Source organism: Spongiivirga citrea (assembly GCF_010671565.1).
GTDB classification, from domain to species: domain Bacteria; phylum Bacteroidota; class Bacteroidia; order Flavobacteriales; family Flavobacteriaceae; genus Spongiivirga; species Spongiivirga citrea.
Window position 1 is genome coordinate 592,694 of record NZ_JAABOQ010000001.1, and the last position, 15,673, is coordinate 608,366.

Annotated in this window: 13 protein-coding genes; 3 read left to right on the forward strand and 10 right to left on the reverse strand. The window is 37.8% G+C overall.

From position 1 onward, the window contains the following. Positions 1 to 97: 97 nt before the first annotated feature. Both GWK10_RS02695 and GWK10_RS02700 read right to left on the reverse strand, forming a co-directional pair. Entirely contained in the window at positions 98 to 1,546 is a 1,449-nt protein-coding gene (locus GWK10_RS02695; protein ID WP_164029351.1) for an arylsulfatase, read from the reverse strand. 140 nt (positions 1,547 to 1,686) lie between these two features. Continuing rightward, positions 1,687 to 3,225 (reverse strand): NAD(P)H-hydrate dehydratase, encoded by a 1,539-nt coding sequence (locus tag GWK10_RS02700; RefSeq protein ID WP_164029352.1) that lies wholly within the window; start codon positions 3,223 to 3,225, stop codon positions 1,687 to 1,689. A 345-nt stretch (positions 3,226 to 3,570) separates the two neighbouring features. Here GWK10_RS02700 and thrA point away from each other — a divergent pair, with 345 nt between their 5' ends. The 3 genes from thrA to thrC are packed head-to-tail and all read left to right on the forward strand — an operon-like array spanning position 3,571 to position 8,243. After that, positions 3,571 to 6,018: a bifunctional aspartate kinase/homoserine dehydrogenase I gene (thrA, locus tag GWK10_RS02705; protein ID WP_164029353.1), complete on the forward strand. Its 2,448-nt coding sequence runs from the start codon at positions 3,571 to 3,573 to the stop codon at positions 6,016 to 6,018. A gap of 1 nt (position 6,019) precedes the next feature. Further along, positions 6,020 to 6,940 (forward strand): homoserine kinase, encoded by a 921-nt coding sequence (locus GWK10_RS02710; RefSeq protein WP_164029354.1) that lies wholly within the window; start codon positions 6,020 to 6,022, stop codon positions 6,938 to 6,940. Positions 6,941 to 6,950: 10 nt separating this feature from the next. Next, a complete protein-coding gene (gene thrC / locus GWK10_RS02715) occupies positions 6,951 to 8,243 on the forward strand; it encodes a threonine synthase (protein ID WP_164029355.1) in 1,293 nt (430 codons plus the stop codon). Here the strand turns inward: thrC and GWK10_RS02720 are convergent. The 8 genes from GWK10_RS02720 to GWK10_RS02755 all read right to left on the reverse strand — a co-directional run bounded on the left by GWK10_RS02720 (position 8,240) and on the right by GWK10_RS02755 (position 15,571). Beyond that, positions 8,240 to 8,755: a hypothetical protein gene (locus GWK10_RS02720; RefSeq protein WP_204263075.1), complete on the reverse strand. Its 516-nt coding sequence runs from the start codon at positions 8,753 to 8,755 to the stop codon at positions 8,240 to 8,242. The genes thrC and GWK10_RS02720 overlap by 4 nt on opposite strands. A 24-nt stretch (positions 8,756 to 8,779) precedes the next feature. Continuing rightward, positions 8,780 to 9,748: a sugar phosphate isomerase/epimerase family protein gene (locus GWK10_RS02725; RefSeq protein ID WP_164029356.1), complete on the reverse strand. Its 969-nt coding sequence runs from the start codon at positions 9,746 to 9,748 to the stop codon at positions 8,780 to 8,782. A 34-nt stretch (positions 9,749 to 9,782) separates the two neighbouring features. Continuing rightward, positions 9,783 to 10,043, reverse strand: coding sequence for a SemiSWEET transporter (locus GWK10_RS02730; RefSeq protein ID WP_164029357.1), 261 nt, complete (start codon positions 10,041 to 10,043; stop codon positions 9,783 to 9,785). Positions 10,044 to 10,106: 63 nt separating this feature from the next. Further along, positions 10,107 to 11,999: a SulP family inorganic anion transporter gene (locus GWK10_RS02735; protein WP_164029358.1), complete on the reverse strand. Its 1,893-nt coding sequence runs from the start codon at positions 11,997 to 11,999 to the stop codon at positions 10,107 to 10,109. A 19-nt stretch (positions 12,000 to 12,018) separates the two neighbouring features. Continuing rightward, positions 12,019 to 12,648, reverse strand: coding sequence for a carbonic anhydrase family protein (locus GWK10_RS02740; RefSeq protein WP_164029359.1), 630 nt, complete (start codon positions 12,646 to 12,648; stop codon positions 12,019 to 12,021). 86 nt (positions 12,649 to 12,734) lie between these two features. Then, positions 12,735 to 13,040, reverse strand: coding sequence for a hypothetical protein (locus tag GWK10_RS02745; RefSeq protein ID WP_164029360.1), 306 nt, complete (start codon positions 13,038 to 13,040; stop codon positions 12,735 to 12,737). 86 nt (positions 13,041 to 13,126) lie between these two features. Beyond that, on the reverse strand, positions 13,127 to 13,843 hold the full coding sequence (locus GWK10_RS02750) for a gluconate 2-dehydrogenase subunit 3 family protein (RefSeq protein ID WP_164029361.1): 717 nt from the start codon (positions 13,841 to 13,843) through the stop codon (positions 13,127 to 13,129). Between the two features lie 3 nt (positions 13,844 to 13,846). Then, positions 13,847 to 15,571, reverse strand: coding sequence for a GMC family oxidoreductase (locus GWK10_RS02755; protein ID WP_164029362.1), 1,725 nt, complete (start codon positions 15,569 to 15,571; stop codon positions 13,847 to 13,849). Between the last annotated feature and the right edge of the window lie 102 nt (positions 15,572 to 15,673).

The window sequence follows — 15,673 nt, forward strand, 5'->3', positions numbered from 1 at the left end:
AGACATTCCGAGTAGGAAATTCCACGGCAACCCGCCAGAACGACTCTGTCGGGCTGGTGAATTATATCCGTTGCTATACTTTCGTGATTAGTAATACTCAATTCTTTTCATATGCAAAGCTAAATTCCTTTGAATAGACATGTTCTTTCTTCATGATCTTGACAATTTTTTCTACAATTTCAGGATTTTCAGTAGCAACATTATATTGTTCACCTATGTCGGTAGCTAAATTATAGAGTTCAATAGGCACTTTTGGGTTATTGTCCATGTTCAAGCGTATCCCTTTCCAATCCCCAAGTCTTACTGCTTGTTTCCCTCCTTTGGCTTGAAATTCCCAGTACAGATAGTCATGATGGTCTTGTTTTTCTCCCAATAATTCTGGTAAGAATGAGATGCCGTCTATATTTTTTGGAGTTTCTATTTGTGCAAGGTCACAAACGGTAGGTAAAAAGTCCCAAAAAGCTGAAATGTGATTAGAAATAGAATTTGGTTTAATTTTGTTTGGCCAATATGTAATCATAGGTACTCGTATTCCACCTTCATACAAATCGCGTTTGTATCCTCTTAATTCTGCATTGCTATTAAAATAGTCGGGGTCAGCTCCACCTTCTTGGTGAGGGCCATTATCTGATGTAAATAGTATGATGGTATTTTCTCCAATACCCAGCTCTTCTACTTTTTTTCTTATTTCTCCTACTTGCTTATCTAAAAGATAGATCATCGCTGCAAAAGCAGTATGGGGTTCTTTTTGCGAACCATATCCTCCATTTTTATACCCCCTACCATCATCTACTCCCAGGTAGCTTTTTTCAGGTAATAATTTTCCTCTAAATTTTGTCATATATTCTTCTGGTGCAGCAAGTTCCGCATGAGGAATAATCGAGGGATAATACATAAAAAAAGTAGTGTCTTTATTCTTTTCAAGAAACTCCATTGCCTTATCATGAATAATATTAGGAGCATATTTTTCTGTTTTTTTTTCACTATTATCTATTAGTGAATCTTTGGTTTGATTGTGCCACAAGTAATATGGGTAGTAATTATGTCCAAGCCGTTGACAATTGAAGCCATAAAACTCGTCAAATCCTTGGTTATTTGGATCTCCCTCTGAAGATGGATATCCTAAACCCCATTTTCCAAAAGCTCCTGTTACATAACCTCCAGATTTTAAAAGTTCAGCAACTGTTACTATAGATGAATCTAAAGGATGTTGTCCTTCTGGTTGGACCTCTCTATTTCCACGAATGTAAGTATGGCCTGTATGTTGGCCTGTCATTAATGCCGAACGTGAAGGGGCACAAACTGTTGAACCTGAATAATGTTGGGTGAAAAACATTCCATTTTTTGCTAATTTGTCAATATTTGGTGTTGAAAAATTTACTTGACCTGTTAAACTTAAATCACCATAGCCTAAATCATCTGCCAGAATATAAATAATGTTAGGTTTTGGTATTTGACTACCCTCATTAGTCTTTTTTTGATGGTTACAACCACCAATTGTAGACAATAAAATAACCAGAGATACTATTTTTATTATTTGATTCATATGTTTCTTTTGCTATTTTAATTCGTCACAAATACATTTCATGAAGCACAACTTTTTATATCAATCATAAATACACTGTTATCAGTCTGTATATTTCCCCATAACAGCACTTTACATGATCTTTATCTTCTTTCCTGTTTCTACTCTTCTTGCTGCTGTTCTTGTTCTGGCTGCTTAAACAAAGCAACATAAGCTTTGCCAATATGGTTAATAATATCGCCAGCAATCATCGCTTGGTAGCCTCGACCTTCTAATGCTAAATCTCCTGCTGTGCCATGTAAATACACTCCAAATACGGTAGCTTGTAGTGGGTCATAGCCTTGTGAGATTAATCCCGTGATGATTCCCGTTAATACATCTCCACTTCCGGCAGTTGCCATACCAGGATTTCCTGTAACATTAATGTATATTTTTTCGGGATGTACCGTAATTGTATTGGCGCCTTTAATGGTAACAATCAACTTATATTTTGCAGCAAATGCTTTTGTACGTTCTAATTTATCAAAATCGTCTTCCCATTTTCCTACCAGTCGTTCTAGCTCTCCCGGGTGAGGTGTTAAGACTGTATTCTCAGGAAGCAATTCTAATAAGGTTTTATCAGCTGCCATAATATTCAATGCGTCAGCATCAATGACTAGTGGTTTTCTATTATCTTTCAAAAATACCTCAAGCGCAATTTTCGCTTTTTTCCCAGTCCCCATTCCCATTCCGAGTCCGATTACGGTTGGGTCTATTTTGAACTTTATTTGGGTAATCTCTTCTTCAGAACTATCGGTCAATACCATTGCTTCAGGTAATGCTGTTTGCATACTATGATAACCACAACCTGGCACATAGGCGGTTACTAGTCCAGCTCCTGCGGTTAAAGCTGCTCGTGATGCTAGTTGTACAGCACCTATTTTACCGTGACTTCCACCAATGATCAGGCTATGACCGTAAGTGCCTTTATGATCGAATTTTTCTCTAGGCTGGTATATGGGCAATACTTCATGTTTCCCGATAAGCTCCGCTGCTGTTTGTGTTTCGACTAGATACTGTCGGTCTAATCCGATGTCGAGTATTTCCCACTGCTCGGTATAATGTCCGGTCTGCGGTAAAAAGAATATAAGTTTTGGTGTTTGAAAGGATAAGGTATAACCAGCTCTAATTACCGCTTCAGGCTTCTCAGGAAGTTTATCCGAAAAAAGTCCAGAAGGTATATCTACAGAAACAATGTAGGCCCCTGCATTATTCAAACCTTGCATAATCGTAATTACCCAATCATCTGGGCATCGGTTAATGCCAATTCCGAAAATAGCATCAACAATAATATCGTCTTTCCCTATTTCAGGCAATTCATCTCCTTTTTTTATTAAAGTAGGCCAGGATTTGGTCTCTGCTTTAATACGATCATAGTTCACCAAAAAATTCTTAGACCGTTTATCACTACAATTCACCACATAGGTATCGACATTATAACCGTGTTGATATAAATGTCTAGCAAGCACCAAACCGTCGCCTCCATTATTCCCTATTCCGCAAAACACATGAATCTTTACTTGTGCGCCTTGCATACGTTGGTGCATCCAATTAAATACCTGTGTTGCGGCACGTTCCATTAATTCAATCGAAGAAATGCCTTGACGCTCCGTGGTTATTTTATCAGCTTCGTAAATTTGAGCTGCTGAAAATATCTTCATTTATTAATTTTTAAGTTTTTTATGGGCTTTATTATCAATATCATATAAATATTGAATATCTACCGAAAAGTATTCATCAGTAAAAATAAAAATTATAAGTTTGCCATGTAAATAGTAATCGTGAATACTACAACTTCACTTATCGGCACAGCGATCATCCCAATGGGAGGCACTATTACTATGACTATTATTACAATGACCCTTAGGGGTTTATAATTGTACATATCACCACCGGCTTATATCTATTTTTTAGATCAACATTTATTTTTAAAAAAACCAGATGTCAATTATGACCTAGGCGGCAAGCGGATGCAATTGACACATATTTTCTGATAACAAACCATCATGAACGTTTTAAAATTTGGAGGGACTTCAGTCGCTAATCCAGAAAACATACAAAAAACATTATCAGTAGTTTCAAAAACTGCTGAGAACTCGAAATTATTAGTTGTTGTTTCTGCTTTTGGTGGGGTCACCGATCTATTGTTAAATGCGGCCGATCTCGCAGGCAAAAGAGATGATTCATACCGCACTATCTTTCAAGAAATTGAAACGCGACATATAAATGCAGTAAAAGAATTGATTCCTGTAGCCAATCAAAGCGCAGTACTTAGTGCCGTTAAAACACGTCTTAATCGCCTTGAAACCTTGTTTGAAGGTGCCTTTATGTTAAGTGAGTTATCACCAAAAACAGCCGACTTAATCGCTGGTCATGGCGAACTTTTAAGCTCATTTATCATCGCAGAAACAGCCAAAATAAATGGATTAAATGCAGCGTTTAAAGATAGTCGTGAACTCGTTATTACAAGCAACGCATACGGAAAAGCTTCCGTTGACTTTAAGGAAACTGCTAAACGTGTTTCAAATTTTGTGGCAACCAATAAGGCCCAAGTTAATATATTACCGGGCTTTGTGGCTTCAACCCTCGATGGAAACACCACTACCCTCGGTCGCGGTGGGTCTGATTATACAGCTGCAATTTTAGCTTCGCTTGTCAATGCAACTGAATTACAAATTTGGACAGATGTGAGTGGTATGTACACGGCGAATCCGCGAGTCGTAAAGCAAGCATTTCCTATCGCTCATATTTCGTATCGAGAAGCGATGGAATTATCCCATTTTGGGGCGAAGGTTATTTATCCGCCGACCATTCAACCGGTCCTAGAAAAAGGCATTCCTATTTGGATAAAAAACACCTTTTCACCTGATGATATCGGAACCTTAGTAACGGACAAACCCAATGGGAAAAATCGGCCGGTAAAAGGTATTTCTCATATTGAAAATATTGCATTGATTACTCTAGAAGGTAGCGGCATGATAGGAATTCCAGGAGTTTCTAAGCGATTTTTAGAAGTGTTTTATCAAAAGAACACCAATGTAATCATGATTACGCAAGCGTCGTCGGAGCAATCAATTTGTGTAGGCGTAGATCAGGCAGATGCCGATGCTATTGAAATTGCTATTAACGAAGCCTTTGAATTGGAGATTATGCGCAAACATATCGAACCTGTACAGGTTGAAAAAGATCTCGCTATTCTTGCCTTGGTTGGAGACAGAATGAAAAGCCACCAAGGACTTTCTGGTAAAATGTTTAGCTCCCTTGGCAAGAACAACGTAAACATTCGTGCTATTGCGCAAGGTGCTTCTGAGAAAAATATATCGGCCGTTATCGCTAAGACTGATGTAAAGAAAGGCTTAAATATTCTTCATGAGGAGTTCTTTGAGGACAGACTAAAACAACTCAACTTGTTTATTACCGGTGTGGGTAATGTGGGTGGAAAACTGCTAGAGCAAATTAAACAGCAACAATCGTATCTGAACGAAAAATTACGATTGAATATTCGGGTGATCGCTTTATCCAATTCAAGAACAATGGTTTTTGATGAAAAAGGATTGGATCTTGACAATTGGGAACAATTGTTGGCCAATGGTGAAAAAGCAGATCCTGAAGCATTCTTAAAGCGAACTACCGAACTAAACATCAGAAACAGCATTTTTGTCGATAATACAGCGACTGAATTTATTTCTAGAAAATACTCCGATTATTTAAGAAACAGTATTGGTGTGGTCACCTGTAATAAGATAGCTTGTGCCGATGATTATGAAAATTATGAGGACCTGCAGCGCCTTTCAAGAAAATATGGCGGTTCGTTTTTATATGAAACGAATGTAGGTGCTGGACTTCCAATTATTGATACACTAAACAATCTTGTAGCCTCGGGTGATGAAGTTCATAAAATACAGGCCGTACTATCTGGAAGTCTAAATTTTGTATTCAACAATTTTGATGAAAATTCTTCTTTTCATGATGTTGTAAAACAAGCGCAAGAAGAAGGATATACAGAACCAGACCCTAAGATCGACTTAAGCGGAGTTGATGTTGCTAGAAAGATTTTGATATTGGCTCGTGAGAGTGGCTATCAATTGGAATTATCTGACATTGAAAATGAGTCTTTCCTACCTGAAGAATCATTGAATACTAAAGACAATGATTCATTTTTCGCTTCTTTAAAAACTCATGCAAGTTCATTTAATGATTTGCTAGCGAATGCTAAAAAGAACAATTGCCGTTTAAAATATGTGGCACAATTTGAAGAGGGGAAAGCGAGTGTTGGCTTGCAACAAATTCCTGAGGGACATCCTTTTTATAACTTAGAGGGTAGTGATAATATTGTACTTTTTTATACAAATCGTTATAGTCAACAACCATTAATCATAAAAGGTGCAGGTGCAGGTGCAGATGTTACTGCATCGGGTATATTTGCTGATATCATTAGAATAGGAAAGAATTAATATGGATACAGTTCGTGTTTTTTGCCCGGCTACTATTGCCAATATATCTTGCGGATTTGATGTATTAGGACTTTGTCTTGATGCAGTTGGTGACGAAATGATTATTAAAAAAGTGGATCGTCCTGGTGTAGTTATTACTAAAATTACTGGACAAGACCTTCCTTTAGAGACAGAAAAAAATGTGGCTGGCGTTGCAGCACTAGCGATGCTTAATGCATTAAAAAGTGATGCTGGATTTGAGATTGAGATTCACAAAGGAATAAAAGCAGGAAGTGGTATTGGTAGTAGTGCTGCAAGTGCGGCAGGTGCCGTTTTTGGAATCAACAAACTGTTGAATGAGCCTTTTACGAAAGCTGAATTGGTTGCTTTTGCTGCGGAAGGTGAAAAAATAGCTAGTGGGGTGGCTCATGCAGACAATGTAGCTCCTGCCCTATTAGGCGGATTCACTTTAGTACGTAGTTGCGATCCGCTTGATGTGATTGCCATTCCCGTTCCCGATGAGTTAATGGCTGTGGTAATTCATCCGCAAATTGAGGTACGTACGGAGGATTCACGAGCGGTTTTGAAAGAAAATATTCCTTTGAAAAAGGCCATTGTACAATGGGGCAATGTCGGTGCGCTGGTCGCAGCATTATATTCTAATGACTATGAGCTTTTAAGTCGATCATTACATGATGAAATTGTCGAGCCGCATCGGTCCATTTTAATTCCAGGATTTGATAAACTGAAGAAAGCCGCATTAAAGGCTGGTGCTTTAGGCTGCGGAATATCTGGTTCTGGTCCATCTATTTTTGCGCTGACCAAAGGGGAAACTAATGCAAAAGAAGTGGCTTCTGCAATGAAAAATGCATACGCTGATTTTGATATCCAACACGATATTCATATTTCAAAAATAAATACAAAAGGTACTGTTGTTATCTAAATTACCATCAATGAATTATTACAGTCTAAATAAAAAAGCTCCTAACACAACCTTCAGGCATGCGGTCATCAATGGCATTGCTCCTGATCGTGGATTGTATTTTCCTGAGTCGATTACACCGTTGCCAGCTTATTTTTTTGAACATATAGATCAACTCAGCAACACTGAAATCGCATTTACAGCAATCAAACAATTCGTTGGCGATGATATTCCTGAAAAGGATTTAAAAGCAATTATTGAAGATACTTTACAGTTTGATTTTCCTCTAGTGGAAGTGGAAGACAATGTGTATTCGCTAGAACTTTTTCACGGCCCTACCATGGCATTTAAAGATGTGGGGGCTCGTTTTATGGCCCGCTGTCTTCAATACTTTAATAAAAATAATGACGAAAAAGTAACAGTATTGGTAGCCACTTCTGGTGATACTGGCGGTGCGGTAGCAAGTGGCTTTCTTGGCGTTAAGGGCGTAGACGTGGTTATTCTATACCCTAAAGGAAAGGTAAGTGATATTCAAGAAAGACAACTTACCACCTTAGGACAAAATATTACAGCCCTTGAAGTTGATGGCGTTTTTGATGATTGCCAGGATATGGTGAAATCCGCATTTTTGGATACCGATATTACCAATAGTCGGAAACTGACTTCAGCAAATTCGATTAATGTAGCTCGTTGGATGCCCCAACTTTTTTATTTCTTGTTTGCCTATAAAAGATTAAAAAAACATGGACAAAAGATCGCTTTTTCAGTTCCTAGTGGGAATTTTGGGAATATTTGTGCTGGAATTTTAGCTCATAAATTGGGAATGCCTGCGGATCAATTTATAGCATCAACCAACGTAAATGATGTCGTGCCTAAGTTTTTAGAAACTGGCAACTATGAACCTGTCGCCTCTAAACAAACTATTTCGAATGCGATGGATGTCGGAAATCCGAGTAATTTTATTCGCATTCAGGAATTGTATGGTAATGATACTAATGCGTTAAAAGAAGTATTTTCCTCTAGTAGTTATACTGATGATACTACCAAAGACGCAATGAAATCTATTTACAATAAATCGGGTTACACGGCCGATCCGCATGGAGCTGTTGGCTATTTAGGATTGAAAAACTATCTAAAAGATCATCCTGAAACGGTTGGTGCTTTTTTAGAAACTGCGCATCCAGTTAAATTTTTAGATGTTGTAAAAGAAACGCTTGACATCGATATTGCTATTCCTGAGCAAATCCAGTCGGTTTTAAACAAGAAAAAAGAAAAGATCAGTATATCAGATTATAGCGGATTGAAACGCTTTTTATTGAGCTAAACAAACAATAAAATCACTGTCACCAAAGCTCCTGCCAAAGCAAAATAAAGTCCTTTTTTAAAGATAGGTGAACTTGGCAAAAACATCCAAAATGCACTGATAACAAAAAACAACAGTGCTAAACCGAAAAATATATTCAAAAAGAATAACGGATCTCCCGATTTCGCCTTGTGAAATTTAGTGATCTTATTGAGTATATAGGGTAGTTCTTTTTTGGTGTAATTCGCTACTCCTGTTTTTGTGTTGTAAGTACCTGTTTCAAAATAATAAATTCCATTTTCTTCTTTACTAACAGCAAGTTTTTTAATCCCAAGTGCTTTACCCAGGGTTTCTTTATTTACATTTGGTTCTAGTGTTTTTTCAATAGCCACTTCTTTCTTAAATGTATCAGAATCTCTAAAAATTAATGTGATACCACTAATGGCATAAACAGCCATAATACCAGTTAAAAAATAGCCTAAATAGCGATGTGCAATTCTTGCCTTCATTGAAGGCTTTTTCACTTTGTTCATAAATGAATAATTGGTTTGAGATGTTTAAATCATCTCCTTTAAGTTCTTGAAAGAATTTTGAAGTGTTTCAGTTGGAGTTGGTGTAAGGTCACGCTCTAAATAAAAATGATCTACACCTGATTTTATTGCTTGTTTTATGATTGATTTTATATCGAAAATACCATCTCCGGGGTCGGCCATTTTTGGAAATCCTGCCATCCATTGATCTTGTGTTCCACCATCTCCAGAAAAACGATATGTTGAAGCAGCATCTTTAATATGAAGCATTTTAAATCGACCTGGATACTTTTTCAAATACGCTATTGGATCTGCACCAGCAGCTGCCATCCAAAAAATATCAAGTTCGAACTTGACTGTATCCTCATTTGTATTTTCAATAAGATATTCTAACGGGATTTTATCATCCATCAATGTATGTTCATACCCATGGTTGTGATATACAAACTGTATCCCATATGGTTTCATTTGATCTCCAAATGCATTGAACTCCTCTACTCGTTTTTTGTAATCGTCTAAAGAAGATCTGCCTTCCATTAAAATTGGTAAAACAACATACTTGGTTTCCAAAGGAGCTAAACCATCTAATAACTCATTCATATTAGAACGTAGCGAATCAATATTGACATGGACGGATGGCGTGGTTAAAGTAAACTCATCTAACATCGACTTCACCGCTTTTGTATCATGACCATAAAAAGCATGTTGCTCTAAACCAAGCATTGATTTCATTTGCTCAAAACCTTTTTTAGCAGAATCAGCACTGAACGGATAGGGGCCAAAAAACTCAATTTCCTTATATCCAATTTCCGAAAGCAACTTTAAAGTCCCCCGTAAATCTTTTTCAACCATCGCCGGAATGGTAAATAATTGTATGCCAAAATTAATCGATGTATTAGTCATTGGTAAAAATTGTTTCATTGCATTTAAACTTGGAATCAAGGCCAATGTCCCAGTTGCTAAAGCAGTTTTCTTTAAAGCTTGTCTCCTGTTCATTCTTCGTCCTAAATAGTAATATGAAATAGTTCTATCATTTTTTTGAAATGGTATTTCTAATCTTATAAACCAATACAATCCAAGCAAAGATAGAAGTGATAAAATTTGAATAAATCATGGGAGCATTGTCAATTAACACGCCATAAACAAACCACAACACAATTCCAATACAGAACATACTATACATCCATAAAGAAATGCCGCTTGTGTCGTTTGTCCTAATTGTTTTAATAGCCTGCGGTATAAAGGAACATGTAGTTAGAACGGCAGCTGTTTGTCCGATTAATTCGGTCATCTTGGTTTCGTCTTTAATCAATAAAAAAAACCTCCATTATAAGTTAATGGAGGTCTTTATCTTTTAGCCCTCTTTGGGTTGATATTTATCTTCTACATTCTCTTTGACATATTCGATACAGGATGAGAAATCCTCGAAAATACGATCAGGAGATACCAAATCTGGAACAATATCAATTTGCTTTAGCATCATTAAAGGCTGTTTTTGCGGATTAATAAGTAATGTATGTACATCACGTTGCTCTAGATCTAGTAAAACATCTTCCAACGCATATAGACCAGATTGATCTACATAAGGCACTCTATCCATCCTTAAAATAACATGTGATGCCGTATCTGGAATTTGTTTTGCTAATACTTGGAAATCGCTTGTATAACCGAAAAACAATGGTCCTTCTAAATGTTTGATAAACACTTCCTCAGCAAACTCTTTAGGGAAATCACCTTCATCATTCCAACTGAGCTCTCCTTTATCCAAATTTTCAAGATTGGTTATGCGTGATTCATCGGCTGTAAAGTCTCCCATTTTTTTCATAAAAGACAGGGAAGCCATAACAAGTCCGATCCCAACGGCTGCAACCAAATCCCATACTACGGATAATACCAATACCACTAGCATGATTACCACCTCGGAACTAAGTTTGAAATATTTTAGATCTATATCCTTTTGCATACTCGGTATTGCACGTAGTCCTTTATAATCCATAACACCAATACCAACTGTAATTAAGATACCCGCTAATACCGCTGCTGGAATTTTTGATGCAATAGGTCCCATTGCCATTAATATAACGAGTAATAAAAGTCCAGCAATCATACCAGACAGTCTTGTTTTACCCCCTGAGTTAATATTTACAACTGTTCTAATAGTCGCACCCGCACCTGGAATACCACCAAATAAGGCCGCTATACTATTTCCTATACCTTGACCAATTAATTCTTTATTGGGTTTGTGCCTTGTTTTGGTCATGTTATCCGCCACTACAGATGTTAGTAACGAATCAATTGCCCCAAGAAATGCCAATGAAACTCCGGCAAATAAATAGGGTTTAATCGACCCAAAACTAAAATCGGTAATAATCCCAAGATTGATCTCAGGAAAACCCTGAGGAATAGTTTCAATAGGAATATATTTGAATCCTGCAAAGTAAGCAACACCAGAAACAGCTAACAATGCAACCAATGTACTCGGAACGGCAGTCGTAATTTTCTTAAAACCATAAATTATAGCTATCGTGACTAAACATAATATGAGTTCTAAAAAATTAATGTTCTTAAATGCTCTTGGCATTGTTCTTACCGCACCAACCACTCCACTTGCACTTCCTTTGGCTAGTGTCTCAGCCTCGATCATAATATCAGCTTCGGTTATTTCTCCAGCTCTTTTAATAGTTTCTTTGAAATCCTCAAGCACCAAAATACCTTCCCCTGCTTCATTTTTAAGAATCTTATCAAGTAATACTTCCTCCGCTTGCGGTATAAATGAATTGACCAGATCTTCGTCTTCCTTAGGATAATATCCAACAGCTGGTAATATTTGCGTAAGTAAAATCATGACACCAATAGCTGTCATAAAACCAGAAACAACAGGATATGGAATGTATTTGATATAGCTACCAATACCAATAAAACCAAATAAGACTTGTAATAAACCTGCTAGCAAAAAGATGGTTAAAATAGCCGGCAATGCTTTCTCTACATTTCCTTCATTAGCTGCCACAATTCCGGCAATTACTAACATACTTACAGCTGTCATAGGTGCTGTTGGGCCAGAAATCTGTGTATTTGTGCCGCCAAAAAGCGCTGCGAAAAATCCTATGAAAATCGCACCATATAATCCAGCACTAGGCCCTAAACCGGAACTTACACCGAAAGCCAATGCCAACGGTAATGCGACTATACCAGCGGTTATACCACCAAAGGCATCACCTTTAAAATGTTTAAAAAAGTCTTTCATTATAGTTGTTCAGGATAGATTATACTAAGGTCACTTTTCCGCTTGCCAATGCGTATACACCGCCAACGATAGTTATTTCGCCATTGTCTTCCATTTCTTTTAAGATCGGGCTTCTTTCACGGATTCTTTTAATAGTCAATTTCACATTATTCTCGACCGTTTTAGCGACAAAAGCCTTGTTAGAAGAATTTGCTTCACCCTCGACCTCTTCAGAAGATTGCTTAACAGCAGGAATGATATTATCGAGCATTGCAGTAATATTACCTAACTCAACTCCGTCACAAGCCGCTTTAACTGCTCCGCAAGCCTCATGACCTAGCACCATGATCAACTTACTACCTGCAACTTTACAACTGTATTCCATACTTCCCAAAATGTCAACATTCTCGAAATTACCAGCAACACGTGCTACAAAAACATCCCCTATTCCCTGATCAAAAATGGTTTCTACAGGAACTCTAGAGTCAATGCATGACAACACCACTGCTTTCGGAAACTGTCCAGAAACGGTACCACTGCGCTGCGCTGCATAATCGCGCTGCAATGCGCTGGCATTTGTAAATCTTTCATTACCGCTAATTAAATCTTCTAATACGCTAGTTGGAGTAAAATTGTCTTGAGTGATTTTATCTACTGTTGTTGTGATCATTTTATTATTCAATTTGGTTATAAATTAATTAGGTTGGACGGCTTTCATAAAGAACGCTATCCGTTAGTTTAAATATTTAGATGAATTTAGCTGTTTATTTCCGGAGGAGGAGAGAATATAGCTAACAAAATGGAATGTGGCAGCTCAATGCCATTATCACCATTAAATTCGTGATCATTAAAAGAAAATGAAATGTTGTTGTGTGATATTGCATCTACTACTTCGTTAAAATCCGACTCGTTAGAACATTCATGTGATTCGCTTTCGCCGTCTATTAAATCGATTAAACATATCTCATCAACACCCGTTATGTCAACAAGTGGTAATAAGGTGATACTACAAGCGATCGAAATCGCACTAAGAATAACAACGAACTGTTTTGTACTACTCATCATAAACAAAGATAAAAGGAAAGTACATACAGTTCGTTAAATCTTTTTAAAAAGTGGCTAAGCAGCCCTTAATTGCAAGAGTAAAGCTAGGTAAGTAAATTACCTTCATCGTCCCAAACAGCCTGCTCGCCTCTTTTGCTTTGATCAACACATTTTGCAATCCACTCGGGATCATAGGCAACTCCATGTTGATCGAGCACATCTTGTGGCACTCCGTCCCAAACATTTGGCTGATTTCCCTTATACCCCAAATCTGCAATACCTACTTTAGAAGTGTAGTACCCAGTAAGAGTAAGGTTTCGCATTAAGGCAAAAAATTGGATTTCTAATGGCTGCTCATCTAAAGGGACCTCTATATCATGCCAGCAAATCTCATCACATATTTGCTTTTGCTGTTCCAATGTAGCCGATTTAAATTCTATACCGAACTCTGTATTACTTTTATGATCCATCCACATAAGCCCTCCTAAGAGTGTGTTTTGCATTTCAGGAATATCTTTTGCCATGAATTCTATCAACTCTGGAACCTCAGCTTCTATAGGTCCTCCATGTGGTTCTTTTGGAGGAAGAATTACCGTACTTAAGACCCCTATTGTTTCCATTTCATGTTCGTTGAAAACCTGTTCGGCTTGTAGCTTTTCAAGTCGTTCTAATTCTTCAGGTGTTCTACCGAAATACTTGGTTTCTTCTACTTTAGTAAGTGCTTTATCTTTATCATCTCCATCAACTTTACAACCGTGAAATGCCAATGCAGATGCTCCTGCTCCCAAGATAATCGTCTGTATACTTTTTCTCCTGTCCATTTCTTAGATGTTTTGTTCTTTAAGTTGCTGTATAATATAATCAGATGCTCTCCAAGACAACGCTAAAATAGTCCACGTACAGTTCTTATCAGCTTGGGAAACAAACGGGCCAGCATCTATAATAAAAACATTATCAACGTCATGCAACTGATTGAATTTATTGGTCACTGAAGTCTTGGGATCGTTCCCCATACGGGTCGTTCCTACTTCGTGAATGATCTCTCCCGGTGCATGTAAACCATAATCGCTATCCTTACCAGGCTTACCACCCCATAATTGATGGCCTCCCATATTGTGAATAAGCTCTGAGAACGTATCTTGCATATGTTTTGCCTGACGTACTTCGAGGTCGGACCATTTATAGTTAAATTTCAGGACAGGAATCCCATAATCATCAACTGTTGTTGGATCGATTTCACAATAGTTATCCTTTCTAGCTATACCTTCACCGCGACCTCCAAAGCCGACTACAGAGCCGTAATACTTCTTCACGTCATCTCTTAAAATATCTCCATATCCTCCAACTTTAGTTCCGAAGAACTCATTAAATGCGTTGGCATCAAAACCAAAACCGTAGTTTGGTTGTCCCATTCCGCCCCATACTTCAATGTGGTATCCTCGAGGAAAGTCTAGCTTAGAATTGTTACCCCACCAGGGAGAATAGACGTGCATTCCGCCTACGCCATCTTCGTTATATGATGTCTTCCGGTTCATAAGACCAGGAATAAACCCAGCAGCACTAGCTCCTGTAGAGTCGTGTAAATATTTACCGACTAGATCACTACTATTTCCAAGTCCGTTAGGGTGCTGCTTGCTTTTAGAATTCAATAAAATTCTAGCCGAGCTACAAGCGGATGCCGCTAAAATAACGACTCTAGCCTTTAATTTATATTCCTTTCTGTCTTCTTTATTTATATAAGATACTCCGGTTGCTTTACCCTCTTCATTTGTAGTAACTTCTCGTACCATCGAGTTTACATAAATCTTTACCTGACCTCCATTTTTCTGAGCAGGAAATATTAAGCAACTTCCCGAAGAAAAATCAGCGTATACCGAGCATGAACGTGAGCATTGCCCACAATAAAAACAAACACCTCTATCGTCATTTATTTTTTTGGTAAGCATCGACATCCGGCTTGGTATAACAGGAATACCCGATTTTTTTGCTCCTTTTATATAAAATAATTCATGTAATCTAGGTTTTGGCGGAGGCAGAAAAAATCCATCAGGATCGTTCTCAAGACCTTCATTGGTACCAAAAACCCCAATTAATTTGTCAACCTTATCATAATATGGTTTTACATCATCATAACCAATAGGCCAATCTTCACCATAACCATCACGCGTTTTTCCTTTGAAATCCTTAGGCCCAAAACGCAAAGAAATGCGCCCCCAATGGTTGGTTCGACCACCTAGCATTCTAGATCGCCACCAACGAAACTTGGTTCCCTCTTCAACTGTGTACGGCTCCCCTTCTACTTCCCAATCACCCCAAGACATATCCCATTCTCCAAAAGCACGATCTGTACCTGCACCTCTTCGAGGAGAATCGTAAGGATTCTTTAATTGGGTCATTGTTTTCGGGTCTGCCGGATCAAAAAATGGACCTGCCTCTACAACTGCGACTTTAAAACCGGCATCGGCTAACTGTTTAGTTGCCATTCCTCCACCAGCACCAGAGCCAACAATAATAACATCATAGACTTCGGCGGATTCTTTTATTTGCATACTGTAATTTTTAGTAGAACTATTTAGAGTAGAGTCTGTTTGAAAGCTAAAAATTACGAATTATTGGTCAAGAAAAATAAGGAATGACAAAATTGAATAAGA